General features: G+C 70.2%; 16 protein-coding genes and 2 pseudogenes. 11 read left to right on the forward strand and 7 right to left on the reverse strand.

Translation table 11 applies throughout. The features are described from left to right. Positions 1-79: 79 nt before the first annotated feature. The 4 genes and pseudogenes from ABZ470_RS20910 to ABZ470_RS20925 all read left to right on the forward strand — a co-directional run. Positions 80-202: a hypothetical protein gene (locus tag ABZ470_RS20910; RefSeq protein ID WP_362913053.1), complete on the forward strand. Its 123-nt coding sequence runs from the start codon at positions 80-82 to the stop codon at positions 200-202. A 257-nt stretch (positions 203-459) separates the two neighbouring features. After that, positions 460-987 (forward strand): annotated as a pseudogene (locus ABZ470_RS20915) (MFS transporter); the annotation flags it as partial. 64 nt (positions 988-1,051) lie between these two features. Further along, complete coding sequence (locus ABZ470_RS20920; RefSeq protein WP_362913055.1) at positions 1,052-1,705, forward strand: alpha/beta hydrolase; 654 nt, start codon at positions 1,052-1,054, stop codon at positions 1,703-1,705. Positions 1,706-2,196: 491 nt separating this feature from the next. Then, positions 2,197-2,385, forward strand: a pseudogene (locus ABZ470_RS20925) (IS5/IS1182 family transposase); the annotation flags it as partial. Positions 2,386-2,454: 69 nt separating this feature from the next. Here the strand turns inward: ABZ470_RS20925 and ABZ470_RS20930 are convergent. The 3 genes from ABZ470_RS20930 to ABZ470_RS20940 form a co-directional block, all read right to left on the reverse strand. Continuing rightward, the gene (locus tag ABZ470_RS20930) at positions 2,455-2,988 is read right to left on the reverse strand and encodes a hypothetical protein (protein WP_362913057.1); all 534 of its coding nucleotides are present in this window, start codon (positions 2,986-2,988) and stop codon (positions 2,455-2,457) included. A gap of 95 nt (positions 2,989-3,083) precedes the next feature. Continuing rightward, positions 3,084-3,383 (reverse strand): hypothetical protein, encoded by a 300-nt coding sequence (locus ABZ470_RS20935; RefSeq protein ID WP_352012278.1) that lies wholly within the window; start codon positions 3,381-3,383, stop codon positions 3,084-3,086. A 141-nt stretch (positions 3,384-3,524) separates the two neighbouring features. Further along, entirely contained in the window at positions 3,525-4,436 is a 912-nt protein-coding gene (locus ABZ470_RS20940) for an NmrA/HSCARG family protein (protein ID WP_362913059.1), read from the reverse strand. 96 nt (positions 4,437-4,532) lie between these two features. On the opposite strand from ABZ470_RS20940, the gene ABZ470_RS20945 reads away from it, so the two are divergent. Next, complete coding sequence (locus ABZ470_RS20945; RefSeq protein WP_352012280.1) at positions 4,533-5,129, forward strand: TetR/AcrR family transcriptional regulator; 597 nt, start codon at positions 4,533-4,535, stop codon at positions 5,127-5,129. Between the two features lie 57 nt (positions 5,130-5,186). On the opposite strand, the gene ABZ470_RS20950 is transcribed toward ABZ470_RS20945, so the two are convergent. Continuing rightward, positions 5,187-5,696, reverse strand: a complete 510-nt coding sequence (locus tag ABZ470_RS20950) for a signal peptidase II (protein WP_362913061.1) — start codon at positions 5,694-5,696, stop codon at positions 5,187-5,189. 45 nt (positions 5,697-5,741) lie between these two features. Then, positions 5,742-6,692 (reverse strand): helix-turn-helix domain-containing protein, encoded by a 951-nt coding sequence (locus tag ABZ470_RS20955; RefSeq protein WP_362913063.1) that lies wholly within the window; start codon positions 6,690-6,692, stop codon positions 5,742-5,744. 208 nt (positions 6,693-6,900) lie between these two features. Here ABZ470_RS20955 and ABZ470_RS20960 point away from each other — a divergent pair, with 208 nt between their 5' ends. Further along, positions 6,901-8,556, forward strand: a complete 1,656-nt coding sequence (locus tag ABZ470_RS20960) for a serine hydrolase (protein ID WP_362913065.1) — start codon at positions 6,901-6,903, stop codon at positions 8,554-8,556. A 40-nt stretch (positions 8,557-8,596) separates the two neighbouring features. After that, on the forward strand, positions 8,597-9,478 hold the full coding sequence (locus ABZ470_RS20965) for a helix-turn-helix transcriptional regulator (protein ID WP_362913067.1): 882 nt from the start codon (positions 8,597-8,599) through the stop codon (positions 9,476-9,478). Positions 9,479-9,484: 6 nt separating this feature from the next. Here ABZ470_RS20965 and ABZ470_RS20970 read toward each other — a convergent pair whose 3' ends face one another. After that, entirely contained in the window at positions 9,485-10,303 is an 819-nt protein-coding gene (locus tag ABZ470_RS20970; protein ID WP_362913069.1) for a MerR family transcriptional regulator, read from the reverse strand. Next, complete coding sequence (locus ABZ470_RS20975) at positions 10,300-10,848, reverse strand: VOC family protein (protein ID WP_362913071.1); 549 nt, start codon at positions 10,846-10,848, stop codon at positions 10,300-10,302. Before ABZ470_RS20975 ends, ABZ470_RS20970 begins: the two co-directional genes overlap by 4 nt. Positions 10,849-11,004: 156 nt before the next feature. On the opposite strand from ABZ470_RS20975, the gene ABZ470_RS20980 reads away from it, so the two are divergent. Genes ABZ470_RS20980 through ABZ470_RS20995 form a run of 4 tightly spaced genes read left to right on the forward strand, consistent with a single transcriptional unit; the run spans position 11,005 to position 15,420 of the window. Further along, on the forward strand, positions 11,005-11,772 hold the full coding sequence (locus ABZ470_RS20980; protein WP_362913073.1) for an ABC transporter ATP-binding protein: 768 nt from the start codon (positions 11,005-11,007) through the stop codon (positions 11,770-11,772). After that, positions 11,757-13,598, forward strand: coding sequence for a hypothetical protein (locus ABZ470_RS20985; RefSeq protein WP_362913075.1), 1,842 nt, complete (start codon positions 11,757-11,759; stop codon positions 13,596-13,598). The genes ABZ470_RS20980 and ABZ470_RS20985 overlap by 16 nt, the downstream gene beginning before the upstream one ends. After that, positions 13,595-14,803 (forward strand): sensor histidine kinase, encoded by a 1,209-nt coding sequence (locus ABZ470_RS20990; protein WP_362913077.1) that lies wholly within the window; start codon positions 13,595-13,597, stop codon positions 14,801-14,803. The genes ABZ470_RS20985 and ABZ470_RS20990 overlap by 4 nt, the downstream gene beginning before the upstream one ends. Further along, entirely contained in the window at positions 14,800-15,420 is a 621-nt protein-coding gene (locus ABZ470_RS20995) for a response regulator transcription factor (protein ID WP_352012290.1), read from the forward strand. Before ABZ470_RS20990 ends, ABZ470_RS20995 begins: the two co-directional genes overlap by 4 nt. Positions 15,421-15,477 lie beyond the last annotated feature (57 nt).

Consider the following 15,477-nt stretch of genomic DNA (forward strand, 5'->3'; position numbering starts at 1 on the left):
GCGGTTCGTCGCTCACGGAGGCGGTGCGGCCTCGCCTCCCAGGAGGCGTCGTGCGAGGTGAAGGGCGTCGGTCACCGGAGTGGGGCCGGCCGCGGGCACGATCGAGGCGACGCCGGCCAAGTCGGATCTGGAGCTGGGCGTGGAGACCTCCGCCCACATCACTGCCGAGCACGACCCCGCGGCCCGGCGACGCAGACGCTGAGAACTGGTTCTGCGTCGTCCGGCGCGTTGCCGCCTGTACCGGATGTGCTCGTCGTGCGTAGCGCCAAAATCCGGTCGTCCGATCCTCCCGGAGGCCGGTGTGCGCCTACGACCTGCCGCACATGTTCGCCCGGTCGGGGGTGACGGTGTGGGTGTGGTCAGTCCGGCAGCAGGTGTGACACCAGGGTGCGTGCCCATTCGGGAGTAGGGGCCTGGTCGGTGAAGACGGCGCGGTAGTAGAGGGGGGCCTTCCCCTCCGTGGCCGCCGTCCTCGTCCTCTTTCTGGCCGCGTCCAGCGCCCCGTCCCCGATCTATGTCATTTACCAGCAGCAGTGGCAGTTCACGGCGTGGGTGCTGACGGTCGTCTTCGCCCTGTACGTGTTCGGCCTGCTCGGCTCGTTGCTCGTCGTCGGAGCGCTGTCGGACCATCTCGGCCGCCGGCCGGTGCTCGCCGCGGCGATCGCACTGGAGGTGATCGCACTCGTCCTGTTCCTGGTCGCAGGGAACGTACTCGTCCTGCCAGCCGCTCGGGTGTTGCAGGGCATCGCGACCGGGGCGGCGACGACAACGCTGAGCGCCACGCTGGTCGATCTAGAGCCGTCTCGGGGGCGGGCGGGCGTCGTCACCTCGGTGGCTCCCCTGACCGGGCTCGCCGCCGGTGCTCTCGGCAGTGGCGCGCTGGTGGAGTTCGGCCCCTCCCCGACCCGGCTGATCTATGTGCTGCTGCTCGGCGGGATGCTGCTGGCGGCGGTGGGCGTCGCCTTCGTCCCGGAGACGTCGCCGCGCCGGCCGGGAGCCGTCGCCTCCCTGCGACCCCGGGTCGCGATGCCCGCGCACCTGCACGCCGAAGGTGACCAACCATCTGCCCAAGAACCACCGTGTCCTCGCGATCGACCTTGCCGAGCACGGCGAGTCGCGCTCGATGCGGGCGCTGTGGACGATGGAGGAGTTCGCCCGCGACGTGGCGGCCGTACTGGAGGCCGAATCGGTGAACAAGGCGGTCGTGGCCGGGCACTCCCTCGGTGGGGCCGTCGCTGTCGAGGTTGGCAAGCTGCTTCCCGATACGGTCTCGCGAGTGGTGGCACTCGACGCGCTGCACTACCTGTCCCTGTTCCCGGCGATGAGCGACGAGCAGGTCGAAGCGATGCTGCGCCTGTTCCAGGAGGACTTCGCCGCCGGGGTGCGGGGCCTCGTCGAGGGAGGCTCGCCGGCGGGGACCGATCCGGCTCTCAAGGAAACGTATTTCGAGAAGATGGTCGCCGTACGGCAGCCCGCGGGGCTGCGTTCCATCGAAGGGCTCATGCGCTGGGACATGGACGCGGCACTGCGCGAGACGAAGCAGCCGATCACCGTGTTCGCGATTCGTGACCTGGTGACGCAGGAAGCGATCGACCGCTACGGGGACCGGCTCGACATCGTTCTCATCGAACTGGGCAGCCACCACTTCCCAGTGGAGGCGCCCGAGGGCACGGCGAAGCTTCTGGCCGAGGTGGGAACCGACTAGGAACTGCTTGGGAAGCCGGGGACTCTACTCGTCAGTATTAGCGCTAAGTGCCGAACCGGCAGGTCAGCGTACCGACATGTGGTCATAAGTCCTGTTCGTTGATCTCGATTCGGGAGTACTGAGCGGTAGTAGCCGCAAGCACTCGTTGGTTTTGTCGGTGAGAGGCTGCGACGTTTGTCGATGAGAATCGACAACGCCCGCCCCGGCGACATGTTCTTGTCGATGAGTTCTGACAACAGCCGGTGCGGGGGCAGCGGCCTGGACACACGTCAGCTCGCAGCGTCAGGCGTTCTCGGTTCTCATCGACATTCGGCCGTCGCGAAGATCGCAGAGCGTTGCTGAAACTCGTGAACATCCGTTGCCGCTTCTCACCGACACAGTCAACTCGTAACGTCACCGACTCCTCCGCCCGGCCGGCGGCCGCCCCCTCACCCGGCCGGACACGATGATCGGCGACAAGGGCTCACTCCACCCGCAAGATCCGGCTCGACCTACGCCGGCGCGGCATCAAAGCGGTCATCCCCGAACGCCGCGATCAGATCGCCAACCGCAAGCGCCGGGGCAACCTGGGAGGCCGCCCGCACGCCTTCGACGCCCTGGCCCACAAGCAGCGCAACCTGGTCGAACGCTGCATCGGCAAGCTCAAGCAATGGCGCGCGATCGCCACCCGCTTCGACAAGCCGGTCAGCCGCTATCCGGCAGGCGTGACCATCGCCTCGCTCATGCTCTGGCTCCGAAACGCCGAATTATCAGACACCCCCTGGTCCGGGCCGCCCGCCTCCGGAGCCGGTACCCCGAGTTGCGACGAAGTCCTCGATCGCGTCCATGTGGTCGGGCCGCAGACCCTCGCGGGGCGACGGTGCGATCAACAGGGCCCGGCCGTCTTTGGTCAACTCGTCATGCACCGGACCGCCGGTGGGCACCTCGACGTCGTCGGTCCAGACGAGCCGCCACCCTCGCGCCAGGACCTGGCGTGCCGCGGCGAGTTTGGCCTCCGCCGCGGCGGTGCTGGAAAGGTGCTCCGACCAGGCACGGGGCAACCGGGGCAGGGCGAACAACCGTTCCACCTCATCGGCGTCGGCGCACCAGGTGCTGCACCAGCGGATCTCGACCGTGCCCGTCCGGTGCAACGCGCGGACACGGTCGATCAGAGCGGGCGCCCAGCGCATGCGATAGGCGTAGCCACCGGAGTGGGCGACCCCTCTGCGCGGGATACCTCCCCAACCGGGCCGGGCGACGTTGATCACACCGTCGACGTCGAGCAACCACACCGGCCGGCTCATCAGCCGGCGCGTCCTTCGGGAGCGCCCGTGCTCATACCCAGCCTCCTGGGGGTTCCGGGGGAAAGGCATCCCGCTCCGCCGCGCCGGGAGGGCCTTCAGTCGTCGAGATAGGCGCGCAGTTCGCGGCGTGCCCGGCGGCGGTCACGCCGGCGCTCCTGGCGCAGGAAGTAGTGCCACTCCCGGTATCCGCCTCTGCCGGTGTGGCCGAACCAGAGACCGGCGGGGGCACCCCAGTAACAGCCGGTCGTGCGGACGCTCTGGGAGACGCCGTCGGCGGTGATCTCATCCGGCAGCGTGCACGGCCCGAACCGGTGGTCGTGCACGGGCAGGCAGGTCACCATCGGTGTCTCGGCCATCCGCACCCACCAGGGCCGGGTCTTGTCAGTCTTGCTCATACGGTCACCTTTCGGCTCCGCGACGCCCCGGGATGGGGCCGTCACAAGAACGGATGCACCGCGATCACCTCCAGACGTGTAACCCGATCACGACGATACAGCGGGCCCTCAGGTGCCGACGAGACCCTCATCACCCCCGGGTCAGGACGAATGTGCCCCACCGAAGGCGTCGCGGGCCCAGGCGGCGAAGCCGGTCATGGTCAGCCCGAACGCGTGCGCGTGCTCCGGGTGGGCCGCCTGGCCGAGGACGTTCATCTGTTGCTGCATGTTGACCATCATGGGCGGAAGCCCCCGCGCGACGGCCTGTTCGGCGGACAGGACGGGAGCCTCGACCGTACGGCCCAGCACCCCGGACAGGACCTCGGCGATCTCGGTCATCGTCAGGAGGTCGCCGGCGAGCTCGACGTCGGCGCCGGTGAACCTCGCCGGGTCGGCGAAGGCGGCGGCGGCCGCCGCGCCGATGTCCGGAACCGCCACCAGTGACAGTCTCGTGTCCTTCGCGAACGCCGTCACGAATCCCTGTTCCGCCCAGTCGCCGAACATGTAGGACCGGCCGAGCAGGTTCTCCATGAAGGTCGCGGGCTTCAGGATCGTCCAGCGGGGGAATCCCGCGGTGCGTACGAGGTCGTCCACGTGGGCCTTGCTCGCCCAGTAGTGGCGGCTCCACTCGTCGGGCGTCCAGCCGGGCACGGCCCGGACCTCGTCTCCGGCTCCGGAGACCGAGGTGTGCACGAACTGCGCCACACCGGCCGCTCTGGCGGCCTCGACCAGGTTGCGGCCGCGGACGGCCTCGCCGTCGGACATGAGGTTGGTGAGGTCCGGGAGCTGCACCGAGAACACTCCGCGGACACCGGTCACCGCGGCCGTCAGGGACGCGGGATCGTCGAGGTCTCCGAGCACCGGTTCGGCGCCGAGCGCCAGGACGGCCCTGGCCGGCTCGGACTCCGGATCTCTGAGAAGGACCCGCACGGGTGTTCCCGCGGCGAGGAGGGCTCGCGCGACCGCGCCGCCCTGCTTGCCGGTCGCACCGGTGACGAGCACTGGATCAGGCATGACAGGCCTCCACCAATAAGTGGGGTGACACCCCGTTTTCACTTCTCAGGGTAAGATATGGGGGACCACCCCACTTGGCAAGCGGCAGGAGACACGGTGCGGGAGACCAGGGAAGAACGGCCGAAGCGCGCGGACGCGCGGCGCAACCGCGACCGGATCCTGGCCGCGGCCCAGATCGCCATAGCCAGGGACGGCGTCGACGCCTCGCTGGAGGAGATCGCCAGGCAGGCCGGGGTCGGTTCAGCGACGCTGCACCGGCACTTCCCCTCCCGCCTGGCGCTGCTGGAGACGGTGTTCCTCGACCGCGTCGAGACGCTGTGCTCCCAGGCTCGCGAGCTGGCCGCGGAGCCGGACCCCGGGGCCGCGCTCGTCACCTGGCTCAGGGCCATCGGCACCTACGCCGCCAACGTGCGCGGGCTCGCCCCGTCACTGCTGCTGAGCGCCCACGAGCTCGAACACCGGGAACGGAACGTGACCTGCCACAGGAAGATCAGCGGCGCCGGTGAGGAGTTGCTGACCCGGGCCCGGCTGGCGGGGGCCGTACGCCCTGAGGTGTCCATCGACGACCTGCTCACCCTCGTCAACGCCATCTCGGCGGCGACCGAGCGGCACGCCGACGCGGCCGCCGCGACCGACCGCCTGCTCCTGCTCGCCCTCGACGGAATCCGCTCCACGACGCCGCCGGGGCCGTAGCCCGGTCCCGTGAACCGGCGCGCCGCCCACGGTGGGACGCGGCGGCACGGGTGCGGGTCAGGCGGGCTCTTCGCCCGTCTCCTTGGCGAAGGGAACGCCGCGAAGGCTGAGCAGTACCAGCGCGGCGCCTCCGCAGGTGAGCGCGATGTCGGCGACGTTGCCCACGAACGGGCCGTAGTCGATGAAGTCCACGACGTGCCCGCGGGCGAAGCCGGGCTCACGGAGGAGCCGGTCGCCCAGGTGGGACACCGCGCCACCGAGCAGCGCGCCCAGCACGAGCGCCCAGCCTGGGGAGGCCACGCGGCGGGCGGTGTAGAGGATGCCGCCCACCGCGGCCGCCGCGACCAGGGCGAACACCCACGTGGCGTTCTCTCCCAGGGAGAAGGCGGCGCCGGGGTTGTACAGCAGCCGGAAGTGGATCAGCGGGGGGAACACGGGGACACGCTCGGTCTCGGACAGTGTGGAGACCGCCCAGAACTTGGTGAGCTGGTCCAGGAGCGCGACCACCGCGGCCAGCGCGAGCATGATGCCGTACAGCCGCCTCGGACCCCGCTCCGATCGCATCATTCAAGGCCTCCGTACCACCGTGTCCGAACCAGGATTCCCCCGAGCCTACCGAGGCGTTTTCCGAGGTGCCGCCACGCCTTCGAGCAGGGCGTCGCGTTGCGCCGGGCTCAGGCGGTCCGGCCTGGGGGCGGCGGCGAACGCGCCGCTTCCGGCCCGTTCCACGACGAACGGGTCGGCGAGGACCGGACGGCGGCCGATCGCGTCCAGGGCGCCGGCCGCCCGCCGTACGGGCCAGCCCAGTGCTGCGGCGAGTTCGTCCACGGTGAGCGGCCGGGCGGCGTACACCAGCGCGGAGACCACCGTCAGCACGTCACGGACGACGGCGTCGGTGAGATCGCTGCCGTTCATCTGCTCGCTGATCCAGGTGAAGAACTGAGCCATCCGGCCCAGCCGGGCGCCGGTGGGCGTGTCGGCGCCGAAGATCTCGATCCCGCGCCGAGCCTCCGTCGCGACCTCGGCGTGCGCCCCGGTGTCGGCCCTGAACGCCCGGAGCCAGACGTCGTCGTCGACGACGTACCGTTCACGGCGCCCCGAGTCCCGGGTGCGCCCGACCAGCTCGATCGCCTCAAGGTAACCGACGGCCTTGGACACCGAGGCGGGGCTGACCCGCAGCCCGCGCACGAGTTCGGCGGACGTCAGGTCTCCTGAGCCGGAGGTGAGCAGGCAGGCGAACACGCGGGCGGCCATCCGGGGAAGGCCGACCCCGACCAGAGGGGCCGCGAGCCGCTCCACGAAACCGTGCACGGACTCGGCCGACCGCTCGCCGGCCGGTGGACACGCGGCCTGGACCGGTCTGCGACGGCGGGCCCGCTGTCCGGTGGCCTGCTGCGCACGGTCGGCCAGATAGCCACCGGGCGCGCTGTTGCGTGCCACCTCGCGGCTGATCGTGGAGGTGGGCCTGCCCAGCCGTCTGGCGATCTCGGCGTATCCCAGCCCCTCGGCCAGCCAGGTCGCGATCCGCCGGCGGTCCTCGTGGGTCAGCCTGTCTCCGGGCATCGGCTCGCCCCTGTCGGTTCGGGTTCACGGGTGCGTTCACCAACAATACATTGCAACGAACGATCGGCATGGATTGCATTTATCAACAATGTCATTGCAACGATTTTCACGAAATCCCAGCGAAGGCGCGCATCGTTAGGGTTTATTCGTTGACGAGTTTTGAAACGCAACGTAGCCTTTCCGCATCTGGAAAAGATTGGAGCCCCTTGTGACGAGAGCGTTGGACGTGCCCCGGATACGGGCTCACGTCGCCGGACTGCTCGCGGAGTACCGGATCCCGAGCGCCGTGATCGGCGTCCTCAGCGACGGGGAGATCACCGACTTCGCGGTCGGCGTCAGGGACGTCTCCACGGGAGAGCCCGCGACGACCGACACCGTCTACCGGTGCGGCTCGGTGTCCAAGACATGGACCGCCCTCGCCTTCATGCGGTTCGTCGACGAGGGAAGGGTCTCCCTGGACGAGCCGGTGCGGACCTACCTCCCGGATTTCCGGGTCGCCGACCCCGAGGTCGGTGCCAGGGTCACCCCCCGTCACCTCCTCAACCACACCAACGGCATCGAGGAGAGCTACGGAGATCCGGGGGAGGGGGACGACGTGTACGAGCGCATGGTGGAGAACATCGCCGGCGCGTCACAGGTCCACCCCCTGGGTCACACCCACGGCTACAGCGCGGCCCTCGGCTACGCGATCCTCGCCCGCATCATGGAGGTGGTCGACGGCAGGCGGTGGGACGACATCATGAGGGACCGCCTGTTCGGTCCCCTGGGGCTGACCTCGACGAGCAGCAGGCATGAGCACGTCGACCGGAACCGGGCCGCGACCGGATATCTGATCCGGTCCCTCGACGAGGGCCCCGTCCTCTCACCGCTGGGCCACCTGCCGCGCTCCTTCGGCCCCGGAGGCAACATCAGCACGACGGCCAGGGAAACGCTCATGATGGCCTCCGTCTTCCTCAACGAGGGAAAGGCACCGGACGGGACCAGGATCGTCTCGCCCGAGATCATCCGCGAGATGACGGAATCCCGGGTCGCCGTACCCGACCCGTACATGTTCGGGCCGGAATGGGCGCTCGGTCTCATCGTGTGCGACTGGCACGGCCAGACCGTCTACGCCCACGACGGCAGCGCGGTCAGCCAGAGCGCCCGCCTGCGGATCCTGCCGGAGTCGAACATCGCCATCACGATGCTGACGAACGCCGGGCCGCGCGACAGCTTCTACCGGAGGGTGTTCAACGAGATCCTCGCCGACCTCGGCACGGTCACGATCCCCGACCTGCCGAAGCCCGCCCCGGTCCCGGCCCTCGACCTGTCCAGGTACGAAGGCTCCTACGGGCGGCCCGGCACCCGCTACGAGGTGGTGGCCGAAGACGGGAGACTCCACCTCGGGCTCACCCTGAACCCCATGGAGGCGAAACTCCTCAACAGGCCGGAACGGCTGGAATACGAGCTTCTCCCGATCAGCGAGACACATTTCCTGATGCCTTCCGGCGATCCGCTGGAGGACCCGCAGACCGTCGCGATCTACGACTTCGAAGACGGGGCCGCGCGGTACCTCCACATCAACTGCCGGGTGCATCCGAGAACGAACAAGGAGAGTGCCACAGTGCACGTCATGACCGTTTCCACGATCTCCGACAGCGAGGGCTTCTGGAACTCCCTGAAGAAGGCGTACGGCCTGCTGCCCAGGGGGGCGGGATGGACGCTGGCGGTGGCGAGCGCCGACGGCGACAGGGCGGTGAACGTCATCGTCCACGACTCGGTCGACGGTGTCAGGAGCTTCCTCGAAGAGCACGTCGGCCCCTTCGCCACCACCGAGTACTTCGAGGCCGACGCCTCAAACGCGGTCGGGCTCCCGGCGGTGTGACCGCCCTCGGCGGAACGGTGGTATCACTACCGGCATGGGGATGCATCGCGACGATCTCGCCGATTTCCTGCGCCGGTCCCGGGGACGGCTGACCCCGGGGGAGGTCGGGCTGGTCGAGGGGCCGAGGCGGCGCACGCCGGGGTTGCGCCGTGAGGAGGTCGCGGCGCTCGCCGGGATGTCGGCCGACTACTACATGCGGCTTGAGCAGGCCAGGAGCACGCAGCCCTCGGTCCAGATGCTGGCCGCGCTGACGCGCGCGCTGCGGCTGACCATCGACGAGCGGGACCATCTGTACCTGCTCGCCGGGCACCGGCCGCCGGAGGGGGCACGGGCGGGGGAGTACCTGCGGCCAAGCCTGCTGTACCTGCTCGACCGGCTGGACAGCGTTCCGGTCCAGGTCCTGAGCGACCTGGGTGACCTGCTGGCGCAGAACGACATGGCGCAGGCGTTGTTCGGATGCGTGTGCACGGTGGCCCCGGAGAACCGCAACATCGTGCTGCGCTGGTTCACCGAGCCGGACGTGCGCGGTTACTTCGCACCCGAGGAGCACGAGGAGCAGGCCAGGCAACTGGTCGCCGACCTGCGCGCCACGGTGACCCGCCGCGGGGACGACGTGGCGTCCCGCGAACTCGTCACACGGCTCCGTACGGCCAGCACCGAGTTCACGGCCCTCTGGGACCGGCACGAGGTCGCGGTGCGCAGGTCGCACCCGTACCGGATCATGCATCCCGAACTCGGCGTGATCGAGCTCGACTGCGAGGTGCTGGCGACGCCCGCGGCGGACCAGCGGCTGCGGGTGTTCACCCCGACGCCCGGCGGCTCCGAGGCGCTGGACATGCTGCGTCTTCTCGGCCCGCGGCACCGGCACGGCGCCGCCGCGACGGCGCCCGCCGAACGCCCGGCGGGCACGCCGCAGGCATGACGTCCGTCAGGTCCAGGTCGCCGAATCCGGGTCGATGCCTCGATCGCGGGCGTTGGCGTCGATGATGTCACGGAGCCAGAAGGTCAGGCCCGGCTCGATCGCGTCGTAGTAGGCCCTGAAGCCAGGGTCGGCGGCGTGGCTCCTGCCCAGGCAGACGTGCATCGGAAGGGTGCAGTCGAAGTACGCGCCGATGGACGCCCTGTGCCGTTCGGCCAGGGCGTTGGCTTCGGCGCTGCCGGGTCTGACTCCGGTGCGCTTGGCCGCCGCCAGGTCGTTTTCGAGCGTCGCGACGCTGTCGGCGATCCGCCGCCAGTCCTCGGGGGTCATGCCCGCGGCGCGCTCGGCGTACTGCGCCCATTGAGGTGTTTCGCCCCACCGGTCACGCGCGCCCTCGGCCCACGCCGGATCCCAGCGCTGCCCGAAGATCGCGACCTGTTCCTCCGCGGAGAGCAGGATGCCGGCGTTCGCGGCTTCGATCATGCGATCGACCGCGTCGACCATCGACTGCAGACGGGAGATGCGATCGAGGAGCTGGGCGCGCTGTTGTCTCAGCGGCACGGTCATGTCGACCGCCGGAGCGTCGAGAAGCTCACCGATGTCGTCGAGGGGCAGGCCGAGCTCACGGTAGATGAGCACCCGGTGCACACGTGCGACGTCGGCCGCCGAGTAGAGCCGGTAACCGCCTGTGGTCCGTCCGGACGGGCGGACCAGCCCGATCGCGTCCCAGTGATGGAGGGTGCGGACGGTGACTCCCGCGTGCGATGCCGCGGCCCCGACGGTCAGCCCGCCGGACTCCGCGGCATCGCCCATCGCTCTGTCGGTCACACCGACGAGTCTGTCATGCGCGTCTGACTTGCGCGATTTCCCTCCTTCGGGAGGGGGATGCCCATCGCCTCAAGGTTGCGCGCCTCGTCGCTGTCGAGTTCGAGGAGACGGGCCGCGGTCAGGATCACCCGGGTGTTCTCCGGCGTGACGACCTCCAGATCCACGGTGTTCCACGGTGTCTGTCGTGGTCCGGTCGTGCATCCGGGCACCAGCGTGGTGCACGCCTGCGCGATCCCGTCGAGCTGGCTCAGCACACAGGAGAAGCTGACGCTCACCGTCGAAGGGGTCTGCGGGGCGCCGGTCGGGACAAGCAGGACATCCTGGAACGCCCACCGCCGAAGGTGCGTGACCTGGCCGGGAATCGTGAACAGGTCGATGAAGCCGAGCCCGCGGGTCCAGAAGTCCACGGACGCGGCCAGATCCGACGTCGGCACGGTGACGAACATCGGCATGCCGTAGATGCCCCGGTAGATCTCAGGTGGCGTCGCGTCGGGCCCGGGCGGAGGGACAGGGCTGATCTCGAATGCGTCGTAGTAGTCGGCCATGCGTTCATCGTGGAGCCTGACGCAGCGTCAGGGTCAAATCCGAATCGTTCGACGGCCCCGGCCGCCCGTATCAACCGATCGGTTGATGCCGTGATCCACCACCCCGCTCCCCGTACGGACGATCCGCCGCTCCCGCCCCCGCGCGATTCTCAAGGCATGCCAACGAACCGGGACGCCGCCCTCCGCACCACCGGACTCCGCAAAGCCTTCGGTGGCCACCTGGCCGTCGACGACATCCACCTCACCGTCCCCGCCGGATCCTTCTACGGCCTGGTCGGCCCCAACGGAGCGGGCAAGACCACCACCCTGGCCATGGCCGTCGGCCTGCTCCGCCCCGACTCCGGCAGCGCCGAGATCTTCGGCGTCGACGTCTGGCGTGACACCGTCCGGGCCAAGGGACTGATCGGCGTGCTGCCCGACGGCAACGCCATGCCGGAACGGCTCACCGGCCGCGAAGTCCTCACCTACCTCGGCCTGCTGCGCGGCCTGCCGCCCGCCGTCGTCACCGAGCGCACCGACGAACTCCTCCAGGTCCTCGAACTCGACTCCGCCGAGCGGACCCTGGTCATCGAGTACTCCACCGGCATGCGCAAGAAGATCGGCCTGGCCGTCGCCCTCCTGCACGCGCCCCGCCTGCTCGTCCTGGACGAGCCCTTCGAGGCCGTCGACCCCGTCTCCGCGGCCACGATCAGGGCCATCCTGCGCAGGTTCGCGGACAGCGGCGGCTCGGTGATCATCTCCAGCCACGTCATGGCCCTCGTCGAGCAGCTCTGCGACCACGTGGGAGTCATCTCCGGCGGCCGCGTCGTGGCCGCCGGGCCGCTGGCCGACGTCCGCGGCGCCGGAACCCTGGAGGACGCCTTCGTCGACCTCGTAGGCGCCCGCACCGGAGGGACGGAGGGGCTGACGTGGCTCACCTCCTGACCCCCGGCCCGGCCGCGTCGGCACGGCACATGATCCGCATGCGGCTGGCGATCATGCGCAACTCCCTCCGCGGCGACAACGCCTCCAACCTCTACACCGGCGTCTCGCTCGGGCTGATCCTGGCCTTCGGGACGATCGCCGTCGCCGTCCTGTGGCCCGTCCATCTGCCGGTCGTGCTGGCGGTCTGGCTGTCCGGCTGGATCTTCGGCCCCATCTTCATCGGGGGTGGCAGTGAGGCCCTGCGCCCCGAGTACTTCTCCATGCTCCCGGCCCCGCCGGACCGGATCGCGACGGCGCTGCTCGCCGGAGCCTTCGCCGGCCCCGCACCGGCGGTCAACCTCGTCGCCCTGATGTCGCTGCCGGTGTACGGCTGGCGCTTCGGCCCGGCAGGTGTGCTCATCGGCCTCGCGGCGGCGGTCGTCACGCTCGTCACGATGGTGATGATCTCCCGTGTGATCGTGGCCCTGATCGGCCTGTTCGTCAGATCCCGCGTCACCGCGGCAGCCGTCGGTGTGGTGACCGGAACCGCCGTCGCCCTGTGCAGCAACGGCTGGGCCCTGGTGGCGGCGCTGGGCGGCGCCGACACCGCCGCGTGGTCGCGGCTCTTCGTCCGCGCCCTGCCGTCGGGATGGGGCGTGGCCGCCGTCGAGGCCCCCTGGCCTCTCGCCCTGGCCATCCTCGCGACCGACGCCGCCGTGATCGCCCTCCTCCTGACCGCCTGGTCCGGCCTGCTCGCGCGCCGCGTCGTCTCGGCCGCGCGGGGCGGAGTGCCACCCCGCCGGGGCACCCCGCGTCCGCTTCCCATGGCAACCGGCGCCCGGATCGCGGCCGCGAAGGAGCTGCGCGCCTGGTGGCGTGACCTGGTCCGCATCCAGCTCCTGGCCACCGCCCTGTCCTACTCCGTCGTCACGCCCCTGCTGCTCGTGACCATCGGCGCCTGGGTCATGGTCCCGTTCACGGGTCTCGTCGCGATCGTGATGGGGGCCGCCACCTCGGCCAACCTGTACGGCTCCGACGGCACCGCCCTGTGGCTCACCCTCATGACCCCCGGAGCCGAACGCGCCGACGTCCGCGGCCGCCAGCTGGCCTGGTTGGTCATCGTCGGCCCGGCCGCGCTCGTTCTCTCCCTGGCAGGCACCCTCGTCAGCGGCCTGACCTGGGCCTGGCCGTGGATCCTGGGACTGCTGCCCGCCCTGCTCGGCGGCGGCGCCGGGGTCATCGTCCTGCTCGCCGTCACCTCGCTCGTCCCCGGCACCGACCCGCACAAGCGCGGCGGCAACCCGCTCAGCACCGGCGCCGACGAGACCGCCGAGACCAGCCTCGCCTGGCTCGTGCTCCTCGCGGTCCCCGCCACCGCCCTGCCCACGGCCGGTGTCATCCTCCTCAACCCCTGGGCCGGCGTCGCCACCGGCGTGCTGACAGGAGTCCTCAGCGCCTGGGGTCTGGGCAGGATCGCCTACCGCAGACTGGAGAGCCACGGGATCGAACTGCTCAACCTCATGAAGTACGGCCCGCCCCCCGAACCCGCCAAGCCCACCACCGCCGACCTTCCCATCCACCACCGCATCGGCGTCACGATCAGCTACCTCATCGCCTGGCTTCCCCTGTTCCCCCAGGGCCTGGCCCCCCTGGTCATGAAGATCCTGGGTGTCGAGGAGCGCGTCTGGTTCCTGGCCCTGTACCTCCCGCCGATCTGGCAGTGGCCGACCATCATCTTCATGATCGCGATTGGGCTGCTGATGTACGGTTACGCCATCCTCATCCCGATGCGTCTAAGCTCGTCCACGTCGACTACCAGGCGGAAGGGGAGGGTAGGCCCCGGATGAACGATCCCTTCCCTCCTTCCGTCTGGGAACGGCGCTTCGAGCGCATCGTCGAGATCGTCCCTTACCTCACCCTCGCCACCTCCCTGGTCATCAGCCTGGCCTCCCCCGCGCAGCCCCCGGGCGGCGTCCTGCGCACCCTCGCGCTCACCGCCCTGGCCCTGGCCTGGATCCTCGGCTCCCGCACCCTCCTGCCCGCCGCCGTGCGCGGGCGACGGGTGGCGGTCACCGCGCACTTCCTCGGTGTCCTGGCCACCGCGGCACTGCTGGCCTTCCACGACCCCATCTTCATCATCTACTGCACATCCGGCTTCTTCCTGGCCGCCCACCTCGCCCCCTCCAAGTGGACCTTCGCCGCCGTCGCGGCCACCTCCTTCGTCCTGTACGGCTCGACGCTCGACTGGTCGCAGGCCACCATCCAGCTCGTCGCCTTCTACCTGGCGATCATCGTCGTGCAGACCGTCGCCATCGGCGGCGGCTCCATCGCCGGAATCAAGATCGAGGACCGCCAGCGCGCATACCGGAAGGCGGTCAGCGACCTGCAGACCGCCCTGGAGGAGAACGCCGACCTGCACGCCCAACTCCTCGCCCAGGCCCATGAGGCGGGCATCCTCGACGAACGCCAGCGCATGGCCCGCGAGATCCACGACACCCTCGCCCAGGGCCTGACCGGCATCATCACCCAGCTGCGCGCCGCCCAGCGCGTCGAGGACGCGGAAACCCACGTGGCGCTCGCCCTCGACCTGGCCCGCGAAAGCCTCACCGAGGCCCGCCGTTCCGTCGCCGCCCTCCAGCCCCACCAACTCGACGACGCCCACCTGCCCGAGGCGATGGCCACCCTGGCGCGTAACTGGGCGCGGTCCACCGGCGTCGACCTGCACGTCGAGGTCACAGGCGACCGTATCCCGCTCAGCCCCGCCATCGAGGTCACCCTCTTCCGCGTCGCCCAGGAGGCCCTCGCCAACGTCGCCAAGCACGCGGGCGCCACCCGCGCCGGCCTGACCCTCTCCTACGCCGGCGCCGTCGTCCTGCTCGACATCCGCGATGACGGCACCGGCATCCGCGACTCCGGCGGCAGAGGATTCGGCCTCAGCAGCATGCGGCAACGTCTGCGCGGCGTCGGCGGCTCCCTCGAAATCGAGAGCACGCCCGGCGAGGGCACCGCCGTCAGCGCCACCGTCCCCGCACTCCAAGGAACCCCCCGGTGATCCGCCTCCTCATCGTCGACGACCACCCCATCGTCCGTGACGGCCTGCGGGCCGCCTTCGAAGCCGAGCCCGACATCCACGTCGCCGGTGAAGCCGCAAATGGCCGCGAAGGTGTGGAGCGTGCCGCCGCACTTGAGGTCGACATCGTCCTCATGGACCTGCGCATGCCCGAAATGGACGGCGTCACCGCCATCGCCGCCCTGCGCCGCTCCCATCCCCACATCAAGACCCTCGTCCTGACCACCTTCGACGCCGACTCCGACGTCCTGCCCGCCATCGCAGCCGGCGCCACCGGCTACCTCCTCAAGGACGCCCCCACCGACGAACTCCTGCGCGCCGTCCGCGCCGCGGCCGCCGGTGAGCCGGTCCTGTCTCCCTCCGTCACCGGACGCCTGATGGGCCAGGTGCGCAAACCGGTCAAGGCCGCTCTCACCGACCGCGAACTCCAGGTCCTCGCCCTTGTCGCCGACGGCGCCTCCAACCGCCAGGCGGCCGCCAGGCTTTTCATCAGCGAAGCCAGCATCAAGACGCATCTGCTGCACATCTACGACAAACTCGGCGTCCGCGACCGCGCCGCCGCCGTCGGTGAGGGCTACCGGCGGGGTCTGCTCAGCTAGCCGGCCGGCGGCTGGCGGAGCAGACCTTGCCAACGGGCCTGTTCCGGCCCGCGGCGG

Source organism: Streptosporangium sp. NPDC020072, from assembly GCF_040631445.1.
Classification (GTDB): Bacteria; Actinomycetota; Actinomycetes; order Streptosporangiales; family Streptosporangiaceae; genus Streptosporangium.

Coding starts and splice junctions, on each gene's coding strand:
- ABZ470_RS20930 (WP_362913057.1), bottom strand. CDS start 2,988: ATGAGCCGGCCGGTGTGGTTGCTCGACGTCGACGGTGTGATCAACGTC.
- ABZ470_RS20935 (WP_352012278.1), bottom strand. CDS start 3,383: ATGAGCAAGACTGACAAGACCCGGCCCTGGTGGGTGCGGATGGCCGAG.
- ABZ470_RS20950 (WP_362913061.1), bottom strand. CDS start 5,696: ATGATGCGATCGGAGCGGGGTCCGAGGCGGCTGTACGGCATCATGCTC.
- ABZ470_RS20940 (WP_362913059.1), bottom strand. CDS start 4,436: ATGCCTGATCCAGTGCTCGTCACCGGTGCGACCGGCAAGCAGGGCGGC.
- ABZ470_RS20980 (WP_362913073.1), top strand. CDS start 11,005: ATGCCAACGAACCGGGACGCCGCCCTCCGCACCACCGGACTCCGCAAA.
- ABZ470_RS20975 (WP_362913071.1), bottom strand. CDS start 10,848: ATGGCCGACTACTACGACGCATTCGAGATCAGCCCTGTCCCTCCGCCC.
- ABZ470_RS20955 (WP_362913063.1), bottom strand. CDS start 6,692: ATGCCCGGAGACAGGCTGACCCACGAGGACCGCCGGCGGATCGCGACC.
- ABZ470_RS20965 (WP_362913067.1), top strand. CDS start 8,597: ATGCATCGCGACGATCTCGCCGATTTCCTGCGCCGGTCCCGGGGACGG.
- ABZ470_RS20990 (WP_362913077.1), top strand. CDS start 13,595: ATGAACGATCCCTTCCCTCCTTCCGTCTGGGAACGGCGCTTCGAGCGC.